This is a genomic window from Mesorhizobium sp. BR1-1-4, assembly GCF_020165375.1.
Classification (GTDB): Bacteria; Pseudomonadota; Alphaproteobacteria; order Rhizobiales; family Rhizobiaceae; genus Mesorhizobium; species Mesorhizobium australicum.
This window is the reverse complement of sequence record NZ_JAIUIB010000015.1, coordinates 118663-142185: the sequence shown is the minus strand read 5'-3', so window position 1 is coordinate 142185 and position 23523 is coordinate 118663. Positions and strand designations below refer to the sequence as shown.

At 65.7% G+C, this 23523-nt stretch carries 21 protein-coding genes; 14 read left to right on the top strand and 7 right to left on the bottom strand.

Going from position 1 to position 23523, the window contains the following annotated elements:
- Positions 1-4: 4 nt before the first annotated feature.
- The 8 genes from LB571_RS27200 to LB571_RS27165 are packed head-to-tail and all read left to right on the top strand — an operon-like array spanning position 5 to position 9906.
- The gene (locus LB571_RS27200) at positions 5-1246 is read left to right on the top strand and encodes an FAD-dependent oxidoreductase (protein ID WP_224599460.1); all 1242 of its coding nucleotides are present in this window, start codon (positions 5-7) and stop codon (positions 1244-1246) included.
- A 2-nt stretch (positions 1247-1248) separates the two neighbouring features.
- A complete protein-coding gene (locus LB571_RS27195) occupies positions 1249-1515 on the top strand; it encodes a sarcosine oxidase subunit delta (protein ID WP_224599457.1) in 267 nt (88 codons plus the stop codon).
- On the top strand, positions 1512-4370 hold the full coding sequence (locus LB571_RS27190) for a 2Fe-2S iron-sulfur cluster-binding protein (protein WP_224599456.1): 2859 nt from the start codon (positions 1512-1514) through the stop codon (positions 4368-4370). Before LB571_RS27195 ends, LB571_RS27190 begins: the two co-directional genes overlap by 4 nt.
- Before the next feature lie 3 nt (positions 4371-4373).
- Positions 4374-4961, top strand: a complete 588-nt coding sequence (locus tag LB571_RS27185; protein ID WP_224599444.1) for a hypothetical protein — start codon at positions 4374-4376, stop codon at positions 4959-4961.
- Positions 4958-5866, top strand: coding sequence for a dihydrodipicolinate synthase family protein (locus tag LB571_RS27180; protein ID WP_224599442.1), 909 nt, complete (start codon positions 4958-4960; stop codon positions 5864-5866). The genes LB571_RS27185 and LB571_RS27180 overlap by 4 nt, the downstream gene beginning before the upstream one ends.
- Positions 5867-5874: 8 nt before the next feature.
- Entirely contained in the window at positions 5875-6846 is a 972-nt protein-coding gene (locus LB571_RS27175) for a D-2-hydroxyacid dehydrogenase (RefSeq protein ID WP_224599441.1), read from the top strand.
- 19 nt (positions 6847-6865) lie between these two features.
- On the top strand, positions 6866-8407 hold the full coding sequence (locus LB571_RS27170; RefSeq protein ID WP_224599439.1) for a trimethylamine methyltransferase family protein: 1542 nt from the start codon (positions 6866-6868) through the stop codon (positions 8405-8407).
- 8 nt (positions 8408-8415) lie between these two features.
- Complete coding sequence (locus tag LB571_RS27165; protein WP_224599437.1) at positions 8416-9906, top strand: N-acyl-D-amino-acid deacylase family protein; 1491 nt, start codon at positions 8416-8418, stop codon at positions 9904-9906.
- Here the strand turns inward: LB571_RS27165 and LB571_RS27160 are convergent.
- Genes LB571_RS27160 through LB571_RS27130 form a run of 7 tightly spaced genes read right to left on the bottom strand, consistent with a single transcriptional unit; the run spans position 9891 to position 17032 of the window.
- Positions 9891-10556, bottom strand: coding sequence for a cysteine hydrolase family protein (locus LB571_RS27160; RefSeq protein WP_224599435.1), 666 nt, complete (start codon positions 10554-10556; stop codon positions 9891-9893). The two genes, LB571_RS27165 and LB571_RS27160, sit on opposite strands and share 16 nt — an antisense overlap.
- A complete protein-coding gene (locus tag LB571_RS27155; protein ID WP_224599433.1) occupies positions 10553-11836 on the bottom strand; it encodes a Zn-dependent hydrolase in 1284 nt (427 codons plus the stop codon). Before LB571_RS27155 ends, LB571_RS27160 begins: the two co-directional genes overlap by 4 nt.
- A complete protein-coding gene (locus LB571_RS27150; protein WP_224599430.1) occupies positions 11833-12999 on the bottom strand; it encodes an NAD(P)/FAD-dependent oxidoreductase in 1167 nt (388 codons plus the stop codon). Before LB571_RS27150 ends, LB571_RS27155 begins: the two co-directional genes overlap by 4 nt.
- A gap of 13 nt (positions 13000-13012) precedes the next feature.
- The gene (locus tag LB571_RS27145; protein ID WP_224599428.1) at positions 13013-14326 is read right to left on the bottom strand and encodes a Coenzyme F420 hydrogenase/dehydrogenase, beta subunit C-terminal domain; all 1314 of its coding nucleotides are present in this window, start codon (positions 14324-14326) and stop codon (positions 13013-13015) included.
- A gap of 1 nt (position 14327) precedes the next feature.
- Positions 14328-15242: a nitrilase-related carbon-nitrogen hydrolase gene (locus LB571_RS27140; RefSeq protein ID WP_224599426.1), complete on the bottom strand. Its 915-nt coding sequence runs from the start codon at positions 15240-15242 to the stop codon at positions 14328-14330.
- Positions 15227-16657 (bottom strand): dihydropyrimidinase, encoded by a 1431-nt coding sequence (hydA, locus tag LB571_RS27135; RefSeq protein ID WP_224599425.1) that lies wholly within the window; start codon positions 16655-16657, stop codon positions 15227-15229. Before hydA ends, LB571_RS27140 begins: the two co-directional genes overlap by 16 nt.
- A gap of 24 nt (positions 16658-16681) precedes the next feature.
- A complete protein-coding gene (locus LB571_RS27130; protein ID WP_107652398.1) occupies positions 16682-17032 on the bottom strand; it encodes a RidA family protein in 351 nt (116 codons plus the stop codon).
- A 230-nt stretch (positions 17033-17262) separates the two neighbouring features.
- Here LB571_RS27130 and LB571_RS27125 point away from each other — a divergent pair, with 230 nt between their 5' ends.
- From LB571_RS27125 to LB571_RS27100, 6 genes are read left to right on the top strand one after another with little or no spacing between them, the layout of a single operon-like run.
- On the top strand, positions 17263-18591 hold the full coding sequence (locus LB571_RS27125; protein WP_318011586.1) for an MFS transporter: 1329 nt from the start codon (positions 17263-17265) through the stop codon (positions 18589-18591).
- A 10-nt stretch (positions 18592-18601) separates the two neighbouring features.
- Positions 18602-19351, top strand: coding sequence for an SDR family NAD(P)-dependent oxidoreductase (locus tag LB571_RS27120; protein ID WP_224599424.1), 750 nt, complete (start codon positions 18602-18604; stop codon positions 19349-19351).
- 30 nt (positions 19352-19381) lie between these two features.
- Positions 19382-20407 carry an NAD-dependent epimerase/dehydratase family protein gene (locus tag LB571_RS27115; RefSeq protein ID WP_224599423.1) on the top strand — a complete coding sequence of 342 codons (1026 nt, stop codon included), beginning with the start codon at positions 19382-19384 and terminating at the stop codon, positions 20405-20407.
- 12 nt (positions 20408-20419) lie between these two features.
- Positions 20420-21355, top strand: coding sequence for a polysaccharide deacetylase family protein (locus LB571_RS27110; protein ID WP_224599422.1), 936 nt, complete (start codon positions 20420-20422; stop codon positions 21353-21355).
- Between the two features lie 21 nt (positions 21356-21376).
- Complete coding sequence (locus LB571_RS27105) at positions 21377-22711, top strand: dihydroorotase (RefSeq protein ID WP_224599421.1); 1335 nt, start codon at positions 21377-21379, stop codon at positions 22709-22711.
- A gap of 5 nt (positions 22712-22716) precedes the next feature.
- Positions 22717-23490, top strand: coding sequence for an SDR family NAD(P)-dependent oxidoreductase (locus LB571_RS27100; protein WP_224599420.1), 774 nt, complete (start codon positions 22717-22719; stop codon positions 23488-23490).
- Positions 23491-23523: the final 33 nt, after the last annotated feature.

The window sequence follows — 23523 nt, the reverse complement described above, 5'->3', positions numbered from 1 at the left end:
TGAGATGCCGCTCAGGCTTCTGAAATACGGTCTCAGCAGGGACTATCCGGTCAGCGGCGACATTCCCGCGACGCCGGAACTCAAGCCCTCGTACGACGTGGTCATCGTCGGCGGCGGCGGCCACGGACTGTCGTGCGCCCATCACCTTGCGAAATACCATGGCATAAGCAGTGTCGCGGTCATCGAGAAAGGTTACCTTGCCGGCGGCAACACGGCGCGCAACACCACCACCATCCGGTCGAACTACATCACCCCGGAGGGCATCGCCTTCTACAAGGAAGGTGTCGAACTGTTCGAGACCCTGTCGCAGGAACTCGACTTCAACGTCATGTTCTCGCAGCGCGGCCAGCTGACGCTGGCGCACACGGAGGCGACCCTGCGCAGCTTTCACGCGCGCGCCGAGATGGGCAAGCATCTGGGCACGCGCACCGAAGTTGTCGACCAGAAGGCCGTCGAGGAACTCGTCCCAACCTTGAACATGGACTATGGCGGTTCGCTCGAAATCCTCGGCGGGCTCTGGCATGCCGATGGCGGCACCGCGCGGCATGATGCCGTTGCTTGGGGCTATGCCGCGCAGGCGTCGCGGCGCGGCGTCGAGATCCACCAGCGGACCGAAGTGGAAGGCTTCGAAGTCGTCGGCGACCGGGTGCAGGCCGTCAGGACGAACAGGGGCCGTATCGCCTGCGGTCAGGTGCTGATCGCGACCGGGGGGATGAACTACGATGTGGCGCTGATGGCCGGCGTCGAGCTTCCCATCCGCTGCTACCCGCTGCAGGCCATGGTAACGCAGCCGCTGAAGCCGTGGCTGCATACGCTGGTCTCCTCGGTCTCGCTGCACACCTATCTAGTGCAGTCCTCGCGCGGCGAGGTCGTCATCGGCGGCGGGTCCGATCCCTACCAGCTCTACTCGACGCGCTCGACGCTGGACATGAAGGAACACCTCGCCGAGGGCGCCGTGCACCTCTTCCCGTTCCTGCAGGGCGTGCGGCTGCTGAGGCAATGGGCCGGGATCACCGACATGACGCCGGACTACAGCCCGATCATGGGTGCCAGCCCACTCGCCAATCTGTGGCTCGACTGCGGATGGGGGACATGGGGGTTCAAGGCGACGCCCGTCGCCGGCAAACGCATGGCGGAGACGATCGCCAGGGGGCGCGTGCCCGACATCCTGAAGCCCTTCGCGCTCGAGCGGTTCGAAACCTTCCAGCTGCTCAACGAAATGGGCGCGACGGCGGCGAGCCACTGACCATGAAACTGCTGATTTGCCCGATGAACGGTCCGCGCAACATAGACGAGTTCCAATCGTTCGGGCCCGTCCGCGCCGAACCGGATCCGGACCGGACCGCCGATGCCGACTGGTCGCGGCATCTGTTCCGCGCCGAGAACCGCAGGGGCATCGTGGTCGAGTGGTGGCGCCACGTGCCGAGCAATTATTTTTTTCTGGCCGAGCGCGATCTCGTCACCAATGAGGTCATCCGGACATTCGATCCGCCCGAACGCCGGGGCCAATCATGAACCGGCTGCCTGCGCCCTGGGGAAGCCGGATCGATCGAAGCCGTCCCCTACGCTTCAGCTTCGAAGGCAAGGACTTCGAGGGCTATGCCGGCGACAGCATCGCCAGCGCGCTCGCAGCCTCCGGACAATGGGTGCTGTCGCGTTCCTTCAAATATCATCGACCGCGCGGCACCCTCTCAATGACCGGTGCTGACGCCAACACGCTGGTGCAACTGCCGTTCGAGCCGAATGTCGCCGCCGACCGCACGCCGGTCAGCGAAGGGCTGCGGATCAGCGCGCAGAACGTCAACGGCACACTCGAACGCGACCGCGACGCGATCATCGACAGGCTGGGGCGATTTCTGCCGGTCGGCTTCTACTACCGCACCTTCATGGGGCCGCGCCGCGACAGCTGGCTGAAATTCTGGGAGCCGATGATCCGCCGCAAGGCCGGACTGGGCGTGGTCGACATCAAGGCCCCGCACCGGCATTTCGACAAGACGCACCTGCACTGCGATATTCTGGTGGTCGGCGCCGGTCCGGCTGGGCTCAGCGCGGCAATCGCTGCCGCCGAGGCGGGCGCGGATGTGGTGCTGTGCGACGAGAATCCGGAGATCGGCGGATCGCTGACCTATGGCCGGCATGACCCGGCCATCCTTGCCGACCTGTCCTCAAGGCTGCTGGCATTGCCCAATCTGCGCCTGCTGACCGGGACCGTCTGCAACGGATGGTATGAGGACAACTGGCTGCCGCTGATCCAGGGCGACCGGCTCTATCGCACGCGCGCCCGCACCGCGATCCTGGCAACCGGCTCGATCGAACAGCCCGCCATCTTCCGCAACAACGACCTGCCGGGGATCATGCTCGGCGGCGCCGCTCAGCGCCTGATCCGCCATTACGGCGTGCGCCCCGGACAAAAGGCCGTGGTGCTGGCCACCAGCGATGAGGGCTATTGCGTCGCGCTCGATCTGGTCGAGGCCGGCGTCTCGGTCATGCTGGTCGCCGATCCGAGATCCAGCGGCGAGACAGGCACCTTCGAAGCCGAGTTGCACGGCAAGGGCGTGGCCATCCGCAAGGCCGCGACGATCGAAGCCGCCGAGGGCATCGCGGGAAATCGTCACCTTGCGCGGGTTCGTGTCGGCGGGCGCTGGATCGAGTGCGACCTGCTGGCTGTCTCGGCCGGTAAGGTGCCCGCCTGGCAGTTGCCTTGCCAGGCCGGAGCAAAGGTCGGCTATGATGCCGCTGTCGGATCGATGACGCTCAGCCTGCCGAAAGCGCCGGTCCACCTTGCCGGATCTGTCGCCGGAGACAGCGATCTGCAGGACGCGATTGCCGGCGGCCGCCGCGCGGCCGTGGCCGCACTTTTGGGGCTCGGCCATGCTGTTGCAGAGGACAAAGTATCCACCAGGCCGACGGCAACCAGCCCGGTCCATGTGCTGCCGATCGTCGCCCATCCGAAGGGCCGCGACTTCGTCGATTTCGACGAAGATCTGCAGGTCAAGGATCTGCAACACGCGGTCAAGGAGGGTTATCGCGAGATCGAGCTGGTCAAACGCTTCAGCACCGTCGGCATGGGCCCGAGCCAGGGGCGCCATTCCGCGCTGGCAACAGCGAGGATCGTTGCCGAGGCGACCAACCGCGCGGTCGCCGAAGTCGGCATCACCACTGCCCGCCCACCGGTTGGACCGGAGACGCTTGGCGTGCTTGCCGGCCACCACGAACCGCTCGAGCGGCGCACCGCACTGCATGCCAGGCACCTGGCGCGCAACGCCGTGATGAAGCCGGTAGGCGCATGGTGGCGGCCGTATTTCTACGGCGATGCCGGCGCGGCCGAAAAGACGATCCGGGACGAGATCACGGCGGTGCGGCAAGGCGTCGGCCTGCTCGACGTGTCGACGCTCGGCAAGCTGGAACTGCGCGGGCCGGATGCAGGCGAGTTCCTCGACCGCCTCTACACAATGGCGCATGCCAACCAGCCTGTCGGGCGTGTGCGCTATTGCCTGATGCTCAACGAGATGGGCTCGGTGGTCGACGACGGCGTCGCCTACCGCATGGCGGACGACCGGTTCTATGTGACCGCCACCACGGGCGCGGTGGCGCGCGTCTATGCCGACATGTTGTTCTGGAACGCGCAATGGCGTTTGCGGGTCGATGTCCTCAACCTCACCGGCGCGTTCTGCGGTCTGAATGTCACCGGGCCGAAGGCCCGGGCGGTGCTGGAGGCCCTCGAGAGCGACATCGATTTCGGGCGCGAAGCATTTCCCTATCTCAGCGGCCGCGAAGGCGTCGTCGCCGGCGTGCCGGTGCGCGTCATGCGGATCGGTTTCACCGGCGAGCTGAGCTACGAACTGCATTGTCCATCCAGCCTCGCACCCGCCCTTTGGGACGCGGTGATGACTGCCGGCAAACCACACGGTTTGAAGCCTTACGGTCTCGAAGCTTCGCGCATCCTTCGCCTGGAGAAGGGGCACATTCTGATTGGCCAGGACACCGACGCGATCACCACGCCGGACGAACTCGGCTTCGGCTGGGCGGTGTCGAAGAAGAAGCCGTTCTTCGTCGGCAAACGGTCGATCGAGATGCGCGCCAGGCTGGGCCAGTCGCGCAAGCTCGTCGGCCTGCGATTTCCGGCCGATGCCAGGGATATACCCGGCGAAAGCTGCCTCGTGCTGCGCGGCAATGCTCCCGTTGGACAGATCACCTCGATCGGCTTCTCGCCGACGCTCGGCTGTACCATCGCGCTCGCCTACGTCCATGTCGACGACTCCATGCAAGGGAGCCTGGTGACGGTGAAGTGCCGGAACGGCAATCTGGTCGACGGGCCTGTGGTTGCTCACGCATTCTTCGATCCCGCCAATGCACGGCAGGAGATGTAGATGATGGCAAGCGCGGTGTATCCCTTCATGGCCGGCGGCGCGGCGCACGGCACGAAGCTGCCCATTGGCGCGGTGACGCTGAGCGACCTGACGGCCAGTCCGCGTTTTGGCTTGAAGGGCGGCGGCAGCGCCGCCTGGCTCACCGCGCACGGCATCTCCTTGCCCGCAGTCAATCGCATCGGCGCGTATCACGGCATGCGGATCCTGCGTCTCGGCAACGAGGACATCCTGCTGCTTGCCGAAGGTGCCGGCGAGGCGCTTGCCGAACTCAAAGCCGCCTGGGCGAACGATACCGGGCCGAAAGGCTATTCATCATGGCGCGAGGAAGGCTGGGCATGGCTGCGCCTCTCTGGCCCGCACGCGCCGCAAGCAATGAGCCGGGTATGCGCGCTTGATCTCAGAGCCGATGAATTCGGTGTCGACGACATTGCGCAAACACGCGTCGGTCACATCGAGGCCGTCACATTCCGCTCGCAAGCAGGTTTCGATGTACTGTTCGACGTCACCGCGTCGGCCTACTTCGCCAGGACGACAGCGGCGGCGGCCAGACACTGCATGGATTTGTTGATCGATACGGAAGGACACACATGACCCGCCCGCAAGGAACCATCGCACCGATCCTGACGCCGTTCGAAAACGATGGCCGCATCGCGCGCGATCTCTGGATATCGCATGCCAAATGGGTGCTGGGCCAGGGCGCGCATTTCCTGTCGCCGTTCGGCACCACCGGCGAGGCGTTGTCGCTGTCGCTGCGAGAGCGCATGCAGGCGCTGGAATGGCTGATCGAGGCCGGCATCTCACCGAGCCGGCTGATGCCCGGCACCGGCGTCACCGCGCTGCCCGAAACCGTCGAACTGTCGGCGCACGCGGTCGGGCACGGCTGCGCCGGGGTGATGGTGCTGCCGTCGTTCTTCTACACCGCCGCCGGCGACAGCGGGCAGGCCCGCTACTACAGCGAACTGATCGAGCGGGTTGCGAACCCGGCAATGCGGATGATCCTCTACCACATCCCGCAGAACTCCGGCGTGCCGGTGAGCCCCGCTTTGTCCGCGCGGCTGAGCGCGGCCTTTCCCGAAACCGTCGTCGCCTACAAGGACAGTGCCGGCGACTGGAACAACACGGCAGCGGTGATTGCCGCGGCGCCCAAGGTTGCGGTCTTCCCGAGCTCCGAGGCGCAACTGACCAAGGGCCTTGCCAGCGGCGCGGCAGGCTGCATCTCGGCCACCGTCAACCTCAACGCCGCGGCCATCCGGGCCCTTTACGACGCAACGATCGCAGGAAAGGACGTTGCCGAGGCGGATGCGGCGATCAAGGCGTTCCGCAAGATCATCCAGGATGCCGGCCTGATACCGGCGATGAAGGCCGTGCTGGCGGTGCGCTCGGGCGACCAGCGCTGGTTGAACCTGCGCGCGCCACACGAGAATGCAACGCTCGAAGGCGGCGAGAAGCTGCTAGCCGCGCTCGGCTCTTCGGCAGATCACGTTGGCCGGAGTTGAGCGGCACTATGTCGGCTGAACCGTCCGTCATCCTGCACACAGACCGGCCAGCCGCGGCGCTGGCCGTGCTCATGGAGACGCATCCGGATCTCGCCGTCCATACTTGCGACAGTTATGCCGCCCTGCCCGAGTTGATCGGGCGCGTGGCGGCGGAAGTGGTTTATTCCGTGCGCTTCGACGGCACGCCGCGCTATCCGCGCCAGGCCCTGGTCGAAAGCCCGACGGTGAAATGGGTGTCCATCGGCGGTTCGGGCACGGATCATCTGGGACGCTGGGATCCGACCCGCGTCACGGTGACCAATTCCGCGGGCGTCGCCGCCGGCATGCTGGCGGAATATGCGCTCGGCGCCATGCTGTCCTTCTCGCTCGACCTGCGCGGCTTCGAACGCCGCCAGCAGGCGCGTCTGTGGGGTGGCGGTGGCCGCGTCGAGCCGATCGAAGGCAAGACTGTATTGATCATCGGCCTTGGCAAGACCGGCGAGGCCGTCGCCAAGCGAGCGCAGGCGATGGGTATGCGCACGCTGGGCATCCGCGCGCGCCCCAAGCTGATGCCCAGCCTTGACGAGGTGCATGGGCCGGATGCTTTGCTTGCGCTGCTCGGCCGTGCCGATTTCATCGTCTGCTGCGTGCCGTTGCTGCCCAGTACGCGCGGCTTGATTGGCAAAGCGGCCTTCGCCGCGATGAAGCCGTCCGCTGTGCTCATCGATATCTCGCGCGGCGGCGTCGTCGAGGAAGCAGCCCTTCTGGAAGCGCTCGACGCCAAACGGATCAAGGGCGTGGCGCTGGATGTCTTTGCGACCGAGCCGCTGCCGGCGGACCATCCGCTGTGGAGCTACGACAACGTCGCCGTCACCCCGCATTGCGCGGCGGTCTATGAGGGCTGGGACGTCAAGTCGGTGGGCATGTTCGCCGACAATCTGAAGCGCTACCGCGGCGGCGTGCCGCTGCAGAACGTCGTGAACCCAGAGCGCGGCTATTGAGCCGAGAGGGAAGAGTTTGATGTCACAGGACAGGCGCGGCGGCGGCCGCAGATCGAAGCTGGGACGCAGCGGCGGCGGTATAGCGCAACTGCCCTGGCAACATGTGGAGAACCCCTACCCGCCGATGCAGCTGCTCGATGAAGAGCGGATGGAGCGGCTGCACGACACGTCGATGCGCATCCTGTCGGAACTCGGTATCCGTGTCATGAGCGAGCGGGTGATGGATCTGTTCGCTTCCGCGGGCGCCATCGTCGATCGCGACGAAAAGACCATCAGGATCGATGAAAGCCTGGTGCGCGAGGCGCTGCGGGCGGTGCCGTCCTCCTTCACGCTGACCAGCCGCAATCCGGAAAAGCAGGTGCATCTCGGCGGCAATTCGCTGGTCTTCGGCCTGGTCGCCGGGCCGCCCAATGTGCATGACCGCATCAACGGCCGCCGCCAGGGAAACCTGCCCGATTACCAGAATTTCATCCGGCTGGCGCACCACTTCAACGCCATCCACATCATCGGCAACCAGGTGGTGGCGCCGATGGAGCTGCCGGCCAATTCCCGCCATCTCGATACCTACTACGCGAACCTGACGCTTAGCGATCTCTCCTTCCACTGTACGGCGATCGGCCGCGCGAGGGCGATGGACGGGATCAACATGATGGCGATCGCGCGCGGCGTCTCCGTCGAGGAGATGCGCGCCTCGCCCGGCGTGACGACGATCATCTCGATCAACTCACCGCGCCTGTTCGACGACGCCATGGCCGAAGGCCTGATCGCGATGGCTGAACATGGCCAACCGGTGACCGTCACGCCTTTCACCTTGATGGGCGCTATGACGCCGGTGACGCTTGCCGCAGCGCTTTGCCAGCAGAATGCCGAGGCGCTGTTCGGCGTGGTGCTGACCCAGCTTGTCAACCCGGGTACGCCGGTGATGTATGGCGCCTTCACCTCCAATGTCGACATGAAATCGGGCGCGCCGGCCTTCGGCACGCCGGAGAACGCCAAGGCCAACATCATCGCCGGGCAATTGGCGCGACGCTACAATCTGCCCTACCGTACGTCCAACGCGAATGCCTCCAACGTGGTCGACCTGCAGGCCGCTTACGAGACGGAAATGGCGACGTGGGGTGCGGTGCTGGGTGGCGCCAATTTGATCTACCATGCGGCCGGCTGGCTGGAGGGCGGGCTGACCGCGTCCTATGAAAAACTCGTGCTCGATGTCGAGATCCTGCAGAATATGATGGAGTTCCTGCGCCCGCTGCCGTTCCAGGAGGACGATCTCGGTTTCGAGGCGATCAAGTCGGTGCCGGCCGGTGGCCATTTCTTCGGCGCCGAACACACCATGTCGCGCTACACCACTGCCTTCTACCAGCCGATGCTGTCCAACTGGCAGAACCACGGCGCCTGGGAGGAAGCCGGCGGCAAGGATGCGCTCGAGCGCGCGACGGAGCTGTGGCAGCAGGCCCTGCACGACTACGAGGAGCCGGTGATGGACCCCGCGATCCGCGAGGAGCTCGACGCCTATGTCGCGCGGCGCCGCGAGGAGATCGCCGCCAACCCGGATGGTTAGGACCTCGGATGCCCTATGATCTCGTCATCCGTCACGCGACGCTGATCGCCGGCGACGGCTCGAACCCCTTCGAGGCCGACATCGCCGTCACCGGCGACAGGATCGCCGCCATCGGTAGGCTGGACGACGCGCAGGGCAGCGAGGAAACCGATGCCAGGGGCAAGGTGGTCGCGCCCGGCTTCATCGACGTGCACACCCATGACGACGGCGCGCTTTTGGCGCCGCGCGGCATGGACCCGAAGATCAGCCAGGGCGTGACGACGGTGATCGCCGGCAATTGCGGCGTCAGCCTCGCGCCCCTGCTTCTCGACAGGACACCACCGCCGCCCTTCACGCTGGTCGGCGGCCAGGAGAACTTCCGCTTCGACCGTTTTGCCGACTATGTCGCCGAGCTCAAACGGCGCGGCATCGCGACCAACGCGGCCTTGTTGGTCGGCCACACCACTTTGCGCCAGCGCTGCATGCCGGTGACCGACCGTCCGGCCAACGAAACGGAGACAGCGGCGATGCAGGAGGCGGTCGCCAAGGCGATGACCGAAGGCGCGTTCGGCCTCAGCACCGGGCTCGACTATCCGCCGGCCGTGAAGTCCTCGACCGAAGAGGTTAAGGCACTGGCCGCGACGGCGGCCAGCCTCGGCGGCCCCTATGTCACCCACACACGCAACTATTTCGAAACGATGGACGAGGCTATCGAGGAAGCCATCGACATTGCCGATCATGCCGGCGGCAAGCTGTTCATCTCGCACCACCAGTGCACCGGCCGCGCCAATTTCGGCAAGAGCCTGCCCTCGCTGCAGCGGATCGACCAAGCGCGCGAGACGATGGACATCGGCATGGATGTCTATCCCTATGCCGCGAGTTCGACCGTGCTTCGCCTGGAGCGCTGCGACACAGAGCTCAAAATCCTCATCACATGGTCCGATCCGCATCCCGAGATGGCCAGGCGCGAGATCGCCGACATTGCGCGGGAATGGAATTGCAGCGAGCGCGATGCCGGCGAGCGCCTGCTGCCGGCAGGTGCCGTCTATTTCCAGCTCGACGAGACGGATGTGCGCAACATCATCGCGCATCCGCGCACCATGATCGGCTCGGACGGCCTGCCGCACGATATTCACCCGCATCCGCGCCTGTGGGGCACGTTTCCGCGCGTGCTCGGGCACTATGCCAGGGATGTCGGCCTGTTCAGCCTGGAGGAGGCGGTGTTTCGCATGACCGGCCTGCCCGCGCGTGAATTCGGTATCCAGCAACGCGGGCTGCTGGCGGAAGGCAATTTCGCCGACCTCGTCATCTTCGATCCCGCGACAATCATCGACACCGCAACCTTCGAGGAGCCGCGCCGACCCGCCGCCGGCATCGAGCACGTCTTCGTCAACGGCATATCCGTCTGGCGCGGCGGCAGGGCGACCGGGGCATTGCCTGGCTCGGTGCTCAAGCCCTCGGGTTCAAAACCGGTCGTCAGAGGCGCCTGCGGCTGCGGCGCCGATCACAGCGCCTCGTAAATCCGGTCGACGGTTTCCAGCGTGTAGACAAATTCCACCGGCCGCGTGCAGTGCCAGCCGTCGAAAGGCTGGCCGGCGAGCGCCTTCAGCGCCTCGGGCAGGCGCAATATGCCGCCGCCATAGAGCCGGTTGGCCATGTCGAGCATGCCGGTGCGGTGCATGGCCTCGCTCATGCTGCCGCAGGCGTCCTTGACCAGCCAGACGCGAAACCCCTGATAGACCGCATCGAACACGCTCTCGGTCACGCAGCTGTCGGTCAGCACGCCGGTCACGATCAGGGTCTCGACCTTGAGCTCGGCAAGCCGTTTTGAAAGATCGGTGCAGCGAAAGGCGCTCGGCCAGTGCTTGTGGATGACGATGTCGCCGGGCAGCGCCGCCACCTCGGCGCAGATCGCTGCACCTTCGCTGCCGGCAACGGCGGAGCGGAATTCCTCGGTCAGGATTTCTTCCTGCCTTGCATAGCCGTCGCCTTCCTCCGGCTTCACCCAGGCCTGCGCATGGATGACCGGCACGTCTGCCGCGCGGCCGGCTGCGATCAGCGCGGCGGCATTGGCGAGCACCGCGTCGTAGCCGATAACCGGCCAGGCGGCACCGGGGCGGTATTCGTTCTGCAGGTCGATGACGAGCAAGGCGGTCGCAGCAAGGTTCATGGCTGTCCCAGGGGATTGTCGAAGTCGGTGACGAAACGCAAAAGCAGACGGATGGCCTGATCGAGATCGGCGATTTCCATCGCTTCATGCGGGTTGTGGCTGCCGTTCTCGTTGCGCACGAAGATCATGGCGGTTGGAATGTCGGCGCCGGCAAAGGTGGCCGCGTCATGCCCCGCGCCGCTCGGCACATGCGACGCCCGCATTTGCAGCTCGCTGGCGGCGCGGTCGAGCCTCGCAATCAGAGCCGGCGACATGGTCGCCGGCTCCCAGGTGAAGCGCGGCCCGGCCTCGAAGCTGACGCCCCGTTTCGTGGCGACCTCGGCGAAGATCGCATGAAGGCGCGCCTCGATGCGTTCCAGCACAGCGGCCTCGGCGCTGCGCACATCGAGCGTGAAGCGAAGCTCGCCCAGGACGCGGCTGCCGCCGTGCTGGCTCGGATCGGATTCCACCCGACCGAAGGTGATGGTGGCTTCATGGCCTTCGCGCTCGAGCGCGTCCCATTCCGCTTCAAGGCCGGCGACCAGATCGGCAAAGCCGAGCACGCTGTCATGGCGGGCAAAGCGCGGCTCGGCACCGGAATGGGCGTAGGCGCCAAAGCATTTCGCGTCGACATAGCGAAACCCGCCGGCAATGCCGGTGACGATGCCGACCGGCGCGCCGGACGCGCCAAGGCGCGGTCCCTGCTCGATATGCACTTCGATGAAAGCCGCGATCCGGCCGGCATCGATGCCCGGCACGCCGCGCCGCACGGCATCGGGGTCAAAGCCTTCCTCACGCATGTGCTCGGCCAGCGTGCGTCCGCTGTCCGACCGCTTCGCTTCGAGCGCCGCCGGCTGCAGCAGGCCAAGTGCGGCCTGGCTGCCGGGATAGGACAGCGGAAACCAGACAGCCTCTTCGGCGCGGGTCGCCAGTACGATCAGATCGCGCGGCAATTGGATTGCCTGCCCGACCAGTTCGGCCATCACCGCCAGCCCGGCCACGACACCAGCGGCGCCGTCGAAATTGCCGCCATGCGGCACGCTGTCGAGATGCGAGCCAATGACGATCGCTGGCAGGCCCGCATAGCGGCCTTTCAGCGTCAGATAGAGGTTGCCGGCCGCATCGACATGCGCCGTGGCACCGAGCTTTTCCGCTTCGTCGCGCACGAGATCATGGGCGAAGCGCTCACCGGGTCCGTAGGCGACGCGCGTGATCCCGGGCGCATCGATGGTGGCGTGCGCAAGCCTTTCCAGTAAATGCCCGGCCAGCCTGCCGCCGGCCGTGAGTGCGGCACTGCTCATGAAGCAACCTGCCTGGCTTGAGACTCGACGTTGCGCAGCCGGTGCGGCGTGAGATCGTCCATCGACACGCCCTGCCTGGCGACATCGTCTGGAAAGCCCTTGCCCGCGATCAGGCTGGCGCAGACGCGCGACAGCGCCGGCGAGGTCTTGATGCCGTAACCGCCCTGCCCGACCAGCCAGACGAAATCCGGGACCTCGTCATCCGGTCCGACGACCGGCGAGCCGTCGGCGACGAAGGTCCGCAAGCCCGCCCATGAGCGCGACACGCGCTGCACCTCGATCGTCGTCGCCCGTTCGAGACGCTCTGCACCGATGGCGACATCGATGTCCTCGGCATAAGCGTCCATCGGGACTGACGGCGTCGCATCGGCCGGCGAGACGAACAGCTGCCCAGCATCCGGCTTGAAATAGAACTCGGCGCCGACATCGTTGACCAGCGGCCACTCCGTGATGTCGATACCGGCGGGTGCTGGAATGTTGAAGGCGGTGCGGCGCTTCGGTTGCAATCCGACCGGGCGCACGCCCGCCATCAAAGCGATCTCGTCGCCCCAGGCACCGGCGGCATTGACGAGCGTTGGCGCAAGAAACGTTCCCACCGGGGTTTCGACCCGCCATTGGCTGCCTTGCCGACCGATGGCGTTAACGCCGGCATTGTTGACGATGCGCGCGCCACGCGCGCGGGCGCCGCGCAGATAGCCTTGGTGCAGGCCATTGACGTCGATATCCATCGAATGCGGTTCGATATAGGCGCCCGCGAGATAATCCGCACGCAGCACCGGCACGCGCGCGATCGCCTCGGCCGGTGTCATGGCGACGATCGAGGGAACCAGGGCCTGCGCGGCCTCCAGGTCCTCCCGCAGGAGTTCGAGCTGGTCGGCGCGCGCCACGGTGATCATGCCGCGTTTGCTAAGCAGCGGATAATCAGAGAAGCCGGCCGGCGGTTCGGTCAGGAAAGACCGGCTCGCCAGCACGATGCGACGGATGATGCCGTTGCCGTAATTTTCGGTAAAGCTCGCCGCGGAGCGACCGGTGGTGTGGTAGCCGCAATGGCTTTCCCGCTCGATCAGCACCACCTTGGCGGAGCGGGACATCTCGAAGGCGGCGCCGGCGCCGGCCATGCCGCCGCCAATGATGATGATTTCGGTTTGCTCGGCGGCACTCATATCAGCCCATCCTTCAACACGATCGCACAGCCTTGCTTTCGCGCTGCACGGCAGGCGGCTCACCCAGGCGTCCGCGCCGGGCCCGGTCGCGCGCGCCGCGGCCCTCGGCGAGATTGTTGGCCAGTGCATTCTGCCGGGCACAATCCTCCAGAGCCAGATCGCTCACCACAGGCACCGGCTTCCCGGCGATCTCGATGCCCTTCAGCCGCGCCCAAACTGCACGCCGCTTGCGCACCTGGTGCGACTGCAACTCACTGATTTCGGCAAAGCCGGTCTCGCGCTTGATCGCCAGCGCGCCGGCTTCGACGGCTGCGTCGAACAGCTCGAGGCCACGCCGGGTGCGCACGAGGATGCCGTTGAGTGCCTCGTCCTCCACCCTTGGGCCACCGTTCAGCCAGGCATCCGATACAGCGATGTCCGCCACTTGGCCGATCGCGTCGGGACAGATCTTGCAGCGCGGCTGGATCATCCATTTGTCCTCATCCTCCCACAGCTGCCGATAGGTGAGTTCGAAGGCGCGGCCGTCGCTGGTTTCGATCCGGTTGAGGCCGGGATTGCCGTAACCGCGATAGCGGAACAGCGTGAGCTCGTCCTCGGCGAGGCCGAAACGCTGCAGCACCTGTTCCGATTTCGACAAATCCGACGCGCCACCGCACACGAAGGCCAAGGCGTAGCGCATATACTGGTCGACGCGGGGATCGAGCCGCGCCAGGTTGTGCACGGCGGTGATGTCGCAAGGCTTGGCGATCAGCGCGAAGGGCTCGCCGCGATCGAGGATTTCGCCGAAATCCACCAGGGTCGCCGCCGGGCCATAGCGCGAGCCCGCGCCCTCAAGCATCGACACGCCATCGAAGCTCAGCCGCCTTTCGCTGCGCATCGGCTGGGAATGCGATGCCGCGACATGCAGCACGAATTTGACGCGCCCGGAGCTCAGCAGGAACTGGCCGAGCGCCGTCAGCACGCCGCCGCCGGAACCGATAAACCGCACGGTCGGGTCTTTCGCGCGGCCAAGCACGAGCCGTTCGGCAGGCCCCCAGACGGTGTCCGTCAAAGCGGCTTCGCTTGATTGTGCCGGTGGCGGACCGGCGATCCGGGTTCCCGGACAGACGGCGTTGATCCGCATCAGCGTCAGCCTGCCCAATGCCTGCCTCGCCACCGGCCGCTCGCGGCCCTCCGGCGTCATCACCATTTCGATGGCATCGGGCGTGCCGATCGAACGGCAGAGGCCGCAACCGATGCAAAGCCCGTTCTCGACGATCTCACTGAGCGACAGCGGATCGGCCGCGCGCGGCATCGTGTCCTGATTGGCTTCGATGAGGCCCATCATCTCAGACCGGTTCCGAAATGCGCCGGTACTGGTCGGGGCGGCGATAGAGCGCGAAGTTGAAATTCACCTTCCGGCAGGTCTCGATCAGGTCGAGATCGGCGCGATGGACGATGATCTCGTCGTCGAGCGACATCGCCTGCGCCGCGATCTCGCCCGTCGGCGAGATGATGCAGGAGCCGCCGATCAGCGCTTGGCCGTCTTCCAACCCCGCCTTGGCGGCGGCCGCCACCCACAGCGTGTTCTGGTAGGCGCCGGCTTGCATCGGCAGATGGTTGTGGAACATTCTGAGATGCGCCAGCGCCGGCGCCTCGTCGAGCAGCAACGGTGTGTTGTAGCCAAGCAGAACCACTTCGGCACCGTTTAGGCACAGCATGCGGTAGGTCTCGGGCCAGCGGCGGTCGTTGCAAATCGCCATGCCGACGCGTACACCACGATAGTCGAAGACGGGAAAGCCGAGATTGCCGGGTTCGAAGTAGCGGCGTTCGAGATGCGTGGTGGTGCCTTCCTCCGGCTCGCTCGACCCCGGCACGTGCATCTTGCGGTAGCGGCCGATGAAACGCCCGTCCGGGCCGACAAGGTCCATGGTGTTAAAATGGCGCGTCCGGCCGTCTTCCCTTGCGATCTCGCAATAGCCGAGCGCGAAGCCGACCTTGAGGCGCGCGGCGGCATCGTAGAGGCGCTGCGTTTCCAGCCCCGGCATTGCGCTTTCGAAGAAGGCGTCGATCTCCGCCTGATCATCAATGCGCCAGCGCGGGAAGAAAGTGGTCAGCGCCATCTCGGGTAACGCCACAATTTCGGCACCTGCGGCAGCGGACTGCTCCAGCAGGTGGACGAGGCGATCGACTGTTTCGGCACGCGAGGCGCTGCGCTGGATGGGGCCGGTCTGGGCGACCGCGATAGTCAGGCATCGAGCCATGGCGTCGTCTCCTCGACTGGTTTTCCCGAGCGGGCCGGATCGGCCGCCGTGCGCTCCACGAATTGTCCGAACCCCGGCTGCACCTGCAGCACGCCGTCGGCGACCACCGGCACGCCGCGCACCAGAACGGTGGTCGGCTTGCCGGTCACGCTCCTGCCGTCGTAGGGCGTGAAGTCGACGCGCGAATGCAGGGCGGCATGGCCGAGCGTCCAGGTCGCCTGGGGATCCCACAGCGCCAAATCGGCATCGAGGCCGACCGCTATCCGCCCCTTGGCATGGGCCAGACCATAGATCGCGGCGGCATTGCGCGAGGTGAGATCGAGATAGCGGTCCAGCGTCAGCCGGCCGGTCAGCAGCCCTTCCGAGAAGAGCAGCGGCAGGCGCGTTTCGATGCCGGGAATGCCGCTCAGCGTGGTGGTGAAGCCGGGTGTCTGCGACCGCGCGATCTTGTCGGCGAAGAAATAGGGCGAATGGTCTGAGGACCAGAGATCGATGCCACCATCGATCAGCGCCTGCCACAGATGGTTGTGGCTGCGCGGCGAGCGCGGCGGCGGCGAAAACACGAAACGCGCCGCATCGAGGGCCGGTCGGTCGAGGTCGGCGGCGCCGATGAACAGATACTGCGGGCAGGTCTCGGCAATCGCATCCACCCCTCGCCCGCGCGCCCGCGCCACCTCCTCGGCCGACTGCCAGGAGGAGACGTGGACGATGGTCATTCGCGCGCCAGTCATTTCGGCGAAGGCCAGCGCACGATGCGTTGCCTCGCGCTCCATCGTCTCGCTGTGGGCAACGACATGGTAGCGGATATCGGTGCGGCCGAGATCGATCAGCCGCTGCCGCGTGCGCCTTATGGCAGCGTCGTTCTCGGCATGGACCATGACGATCCAGCCAAGCCTGTGGGCAGTATCGAGCACCCTGAAGAAGAGATCGTCGTCGACGGCAAAACCCTGATAGGTCATGAACAGCTTGACCGAGGCGATGCCGCGTCCGGCGAGCCGCGAAAGCTGTTGCTCGACATCCGGGCCGGTGCCCATGGTCACCACCGCGTGCAGCCCGTAGTCGATCACCGCGCGCCCTGTGGCACGATCGAGAGCGCGGTCCACGGCGCCAATCGTCGTCATGTCCGGACCCGGCATGCCGAACGGGACGATGCATGTCGTGCCACCGAAGGCCGCCGAGATGGTGCCGGATTCGAAATCGTCCGCATTGCCGGCCCCGCCCCAGACCGGCTGGTCGAGATGGCAATGGGCATCGATGCCGCCGGGCATGACCCAACGATCGCCGGCGCCGATCAAAGATCTGCCGGCCAGGCCTGTCCCGATGGCGGCGATGCGGCCGTCGTCGATGGCGATGTCGCATTCGGCCCAACCATCGTCGAGCGCAACCCGTCCGCCTTTGATCACCAGCTCATGCATTCGGTTTGCCCACCCCAATCGGCGTCAGCCGACCGCCGCCGTAACCATGATCTCGACGCGGTACTGGTCGCCGGCAAGCCGCGCCTCCACCGTCGCGCGCACCGGCATGGCGCTGCGATCGATCCAGGCGTCCCAGGCCGTATTCATCATGTCGAAGTCGGCGATGTCGCGCAGCCAGATCTGGGCGCTCAAAAGCTTCGACTTGTCGCTGCCGGCCTTGGCCAGAAGGGCATCGATCTTGGCGAAGATCTGCTTCGTCTGCGCGGTGGTGTCGCCAGAAAGATCGTCCGCCGTCAGGCCCGAGACATAGACGGTGCCGTTGTAGCGCAGCACCCGGCAGAAGCGTTGGCCATTCTCAAGACGTTCGATCGTCATTTGCTGGTCTCCTCTCGATGTTCTGCAGGCGGACCTATCGTAGGGAGCGTGCAAAAGGACTGTAAAGCCTGTCGCGCGGCGCAACGCCGTTTTCCGCCACCGGAATGGCCAAAAAAAATGACGCCATAGCCGTGTCAATCTTCGCTTGTAGCATGCATGACGAGGTGTAGCTTCTGTCTGGGAGAGCAGCCGCTGGTCACAGTGACTGCCAAGGGGAGCCGCCGCCATGCATGAGAGTTCAGCGTCGGTCATTGATCGTGCTTGCGATCTCCGGCGCCTATCCTAGCCGGTCGACAGCGGCATTCATGGGGTCGATCGCTCAATCCACGATGCGCTTCTGGCGGAACGCCGAGCGCTCCCGCGCCACGCTGCCGATCATGGCCAGCGTCTGTCTCGCCTGCATCGGCAGCGCCATGCTGACGACCGCGGTGTCGTTCCATCTGGGCAAACCTGGCGTCGACCCCAATGTCGTGCAGATCGTGCTGACCGCCTATCCGGTCGGCTTCCTGATCGGCTGCTTGATGACGCGTCCATTGGTTGCCCGCTACGGCCATGAGCGGACATACCTGCTGATCCTGACAACAGCGCTGCTGTCGGCCCTGGGCTTCGTCTTCACCGACTTCATGCCGGCCTGGTTCTGCTTCCGGCTCCTCGGCGGCATGTCGATGGCCTCGATCTTCGTCGTCTGCGAGAGTTGGATCAATCTCTATGCCGAACAGCACAATCGCGGCGCGATGTTTTCGATCTACATGCTGACGACGGCGATTGCCGTGCTGCTCGGCCAGATCCTGGTGGCGCTTGTCGGTCCGCAATCTCCGCATCTGTTTTTGGTCGCGACGGCGACGGTGCTTCTGGCCTTTGCGCCCAAGTTCGCGGGGCTGCGCTGGCCGACGCTGCCTTCGGTGCCGGCCGATCCGGCGCCTGCCCCCGGAGCGAAGGCAGACAGGCGGCTCGTACCGCTGGCTCTTTTCAGGCTGGCGCCGGTGACGGTCGTCGCCATTTTCCAGGCCGGCATCACCAACATGAACATCTTCGTGCTGACACCGCTCTACGGGACGCAGATCGGACTGTCGGCGGCGGCCACGGTCTGGCTGGTGACCACGATCAGCATTGCCGGCATGCTCGCGCAGACCCCGGTCGGCTGGCTGTCGGACCGGTTCGACCGCCGCCTGATGCTGCTGGCGCAAGGCCTGGTATCGGTGACGGCCTGCGCCGCCATCGCATGGGTCGGCACCCTGTCGGTGCCGCTGCTGTTCGTGCTATTCTTCCTCTATGGCGCCACGGCGCTGACGATCTATCCGGTGGCGATGGCCTTCGGCGCATCGCAGCTCCACAGCCGGCACATGGTTGCCGCCTCCGGCACGCTGCTCCTGCTCTACTCGATCGGCAATGTGGCGACGCCGGGTGTCGCCGCGGGGTTGATGGCGCATCTTGGGCCTCCCGCCATGTTCCTGCTGCTCGGCGGCGGCGCCGCCCTGGTCACGCTCGCGGCCTGCTACAATCTTTTGCGACGGCCGGTCACGGCGCCGGTCATGCAAAGTGTCGAGGAAAGGGTTTGAGGTCGCGGCGATGAACCGATTGCACGGCAGCGTTGTCCTGATCGCGGGCGCCGCAAGCGGCATTGGCGCCGCCATTGCCCGGCGCTGCGTTGCGGAAGGCGCCAGCGTGGTCTGCGCCGACCATGATCTTCTGCCGGCGACACAGCTTGCCGATACACTTGGTTCTTCGGCTGCCGCCTGCCAATGTGACGTGACCGACATCGGTTCCGCCCGGGACGCCGTCGAATTCGCGAGACAAAAATTCGGCCGGCTGGACGGACTGGTGCATAACGCCGCCGCACCATCGACCAACGCCACCGTCGTCGATCTCGACGAACAGTCCTGGCGCCGCGAGCTCGACGTCGGCCCGACCGGTGCGTTCCTGATGAGCAAGTTCGCGGTGCCGTTGATCGCGGCGGGTGGCGGCGGTTCGGTGGTGTTCATCGGCTCGCAGTTCGGACGGGTCGCGACCACCAGGGCCGTCGCCTATTGCGCCGCCAAGGCGGGGCTGATCCATCTCGCCAAGGCGATGGCGGTCGACCATGCGCCGGACAAGGTGCGCGTCAACAGCCTGTCGCCGGGCGCGGTGGCGACGACGCGCCTGCTGCGCAGATTTCCCGACTTCGAGGCCGCCAATGCAGGCCTTGGGCCCGCCCATCTGCTCGGCCGCATAGCAGAGCCGGAGGAGATCGCCGCGGCGGCGGCTTTCCTTTTGTCGTCCGACGCATCCTTCGTCACCGGATCCGACATGCTCGTGGACGGCGGCTATGCGACGCGCTGACCCTGTTCGTCCAACTTCAAAGGAGTTCGCATGACACTGCTCGTCACTGGAGGCACCGGCTTTGTCATGAGCGTGGTCGCAGGCGCATGGCTGGATCGCGATCCGCAAGCCCGCGCCGTCATCCTCGACCGGTCCGGCCTCGACGCGGCGGCCGAAAAGCATTTCGCCCCGGTGCGCGACCGGCTCACGGTGATCGCCGCCGATGTCCTCGACCCGAAGACGTGGTCCGCGACGCTCGACAAGCAAGGCATCACGGCAATCGTGCACGGCGCGACGATCACGCCGATCTCGCGCGGCAGCGCCTCGGAGGCAAAACGCCAGCCGGAGGCTGAAGACCCGGCCCGCATCGTCGACGTCAATCTCATGGGCACCGTGCGGATGCTGGACTGGGCGCGCACGAGGCCGGACGTGAAGCGCTTCGTCTATGTCAGCTCCGGTTCCGTCTACCGCCACAACGGGCCTGACTGGGGCGGCGAGCCGCTGCCGGAAGACGGCTATGTCGCGCCGCTGACGCTCTATGGCATCTCGAAATTCGCCTCCGAGATGGTCACCAACCGCTATGCTGACCTGTTCGGCCTGTCGGCGGTCTCGGTGCGGCTTGCTTCGGTCTACGGCCCGATGGACCGCGCCACCGAGAGTCGCAACTTTCGCCATGTTCCCAACCGCGTCGCGCATATGGCTCTGGCCGGCGAGACGATCAGGCCGAACAGCCTGGAGCCGGTCGGCGACTACACCGCCTCGACCGACGTTGCCGCCGCGATCCTGGCGTTGATCGATGCGCCCCGCCTCAATTACCGCCACTACAATATCGGCTCCGGCTCCAGCCAGACCATCGGCGAGATCATCGGCTGGGCGGCCGAACGCGTGCCCGGACTGAAAGTCGAGGTGACATCGGGAGACGACGCCAATATCGTCCAGGATGTGAGACTGAAAGGCGGCATGTGGGGCGCCTATGACATCGCCCGCATCCTGCGCGACACCACATGGCGGCCGCGTCCCGGCAAGGAGGCCTTCCACGCTTACATGGACTGGATAGAAGCCAACGAAACGAGCTGAGAGGAACTTGCCATGACGCCGAGCGCTGCCTCGCAACCGCCCCAGCCGAGGGACTTCGTCGGCTATGGTCCGCATCCACCCTTCATGATCTGGCCCGGCGGCGTCAAGCTCGCCATCAACCTCGTGCTCAACTACGAAGAAGGCTCGGAATATTCCTGGCTCGAAGACGGCCGCAACGACAATTGGGGCGAGTACAATCTCACCTCCAGCCCACCGGTGCGCGACCTCGGCACCGAGACGCATTTCGAATATGGCAGCCGCGCCGGTGTCTGGCGGCTGGCACGGCTGTTCGACCGTTACGACATCCCGATCACCATCTCCGCTTGCGCGGTGGCACTGGAGCGCAACCCGCCCTTCGTCGATTGGATGAAGACGCGACGGCACGATCTGCTCGGCCACGGACTGCGCTGGATCGACTACACGACCATGGAACGCAGCGAGGAAAAGCGCGATCTGCATGAAGCAATCGCGCTTTACGAGAAACTGCTGGGCAAGCGCCCGCTCGGCTGGAACTGCCGCTCGCTGCCGAGCGTCAACACGCGCGACCTTTTGGTCGAGGAAGGCGGCTTCCTCTATCACTCCGATCCCTGCAACGACGACCTGCCTTATTTCCTCGACCATCGGGGCACCGAGATCCTGGTCGTGCCCTATTCCAAGACGCTCAACGACAGTCGCTATCTGGTGGCGCCGGGCTACAGCAATCCGCGCGACTTCGCCGAGGATTGCCGCTCGGCGATCGATTACATGCTCGACGAGGCCGACGAGACCGGCGGCCGCATGCTGACGATCGGCATCCATGCACGCTGGATGGGCCAGCCCAACCGGGCGTCCGGGCTGCGCGAGGTGATCGAACATGTGAAGAAAAGGCCAGCCGCGGCCTTCATGCGGCGCGAGGATATTGCCCGGTTCTGGCTAGCCAACCACGCCAGCTTCGAGCGGCGCGGCTGACAGAGCAACGAGAACCGCGACATGTTTGAAACGCTGATCCGGGGAGCCACCATCGTCAACGCCGAAGGGTTCGAGCGCTGCGACGTGGGCATCACCGACGGCCGTATCGCGGCAATGATCGCGCCCGGCGAGACGGCCACGGCGAGAACCGTTTTCGATGCTTCCGGTGCCTATTTGCTGCCCGGCTTGGTCGACGCGCACGCGCATCTGCGCGAGCCTGGACTGACGGACAAGGAGGACTTTTCCTCCGGCACGCATGCCGCGGCCCTTGGCGGCGTGACGACGGTTCTCGACATGCCGACCGACGAGCCATGGACGGCCACGGCCGAACAGCTTGCCGACAAGATGGCGATGACGGAGGCCCGCATCCATGTCGATGTCGGCTTGCAGACCGTGATCAGCCGCGACCTGTCGCTGATCCCGGGCCTGCTCGATCTCGCGCCGGTCTCGTTCGAGCTGTTCACCGCCGATGTGCCTGATGACTTCCTCTTCGCGACGCCCGACGCCGTGGCCGAGGCGTTGAAGGCTTTCGCCGGCGCCGACACTTTGATCGGCATCTCGCCCGGCGATCAATCGATCCTGACTGGCAGTACCGGGCGTGACCGCTCCGGCACCATCGCGGCCTTTCAGGCCAGCCGGCCGCCGCTGGCCGAAGCCAACGGCATCGCCCGGGCGCTAATCGCCGCCGCCTCGGCCGAGACCAGAATTCATGTGCGCCAGATCAATTCCGAACTCGGCGTCGAGACCTGGAGCTGGCTACGCGGCATGGCCGACGCCAGCGTCGAAACCACGCCGCAGAACCTGTTCTTCACCGCCGCGGATTACGAGGCGCGAGGCGCCAGTCTGAAGGCTTCGCCGCCGTTGCGCACGCCGCATGACGTGGATGCGCTGCGCGCCGCGCTGAGCGCGGGACTGATCGACATCGTCGCCACCGATCATGCCCCACACGCGCCGGCCGAAAAGGCGGCACCCTACGCGGCTTTCGCCGACATTCCGGGCGGCATGCCGGGGTTGCAAACGCTGCTGCAGGCGATGTTGAAGCTGGTTGACAACGGGCTGATCAGATTGCCCTACCTGGTGCGCCTGTGCGCCCTCAATCCGGCCGAGCGCTTTGGCCTCGGCCGGCGCAAGGGGAGGATCGCCGCCGGCTACGATGCCGATATCCTCATCCTCGATCCGCGCCAGTCCAGCACGATCGCCAATGCCGATCAGGTGTCGCGAGCGGGCTATACGCCATTCGATGGGTGGACCGTCCAGGCGCGGCTGACAAATGTCTTCCTGCGTGGTCGCGAAATCGTGCGCGAGGGAAAATTGATCGGCCCGAAAATCGGACACATCGTCACCCGGGAGAGCTGAGGACCATGCCCCTGCTCACAAACAAGACCGCCATCGTCACCGGAGGCAGTTCCGGCATCGGTCGCGCGATCGCGCTGAAATTCGCGGCCGAGGGCGCGGGCGTCGTCATCGCCGACACGGTCGAGCAGCCGATCGAAGGCGGCGAGAGCACCGTGCAGTTGATCCGTTCGGCCGGCGGACATGCTGTTTACATCCGGACCGACATCTCCGACTGGAGCGCCGTCGATGCGCTGGTCGGCGCGACGAGCACGCAGTTCGGACGGCTCGATGTGATGGTCAACAACGCTGCGATCTACACCAGCACCAATCTGGTCGATACCACGCCGGAACAATGGCGGCGGGTCATCGGCGTCAACCTGACCGGCTTCTTCTACTGCTCGAAACGGGCGGTGATGCAGATGCTCGGCCAGGGGCCGGTCAACGACGTGCGCGGCCGCATCATCAACATTTCCTCGCAGCACGGCATGGTCGCCTGCCCCGGCGACTTCCCCTACTCGGTGAGCAAGGGCGGCATCGTGCAGATGACGCGGCAGATTGCCGTCGACCACGCCGACGATCTGATCGTCTGCAACGCCATAGCGCCCGGCAAGATCATCACCGGCAAGCCGGGTGTGGCCAACGACCCTCATGCGCTCGACTATTCACACCGGCGCACGCCTTGGCCGCGGCTTGGGCACCCGAATGACGTGGCAGGAGCCGCACTCTTCCTTGCCAGCGACATGGCAAGCTACGTCACCGGCATCAACCTGATGGTGGACGGCGGCTGGATGGCGGGCTGACCAAGGAGGCTTAAGCCCGACCGCGCCACAGAG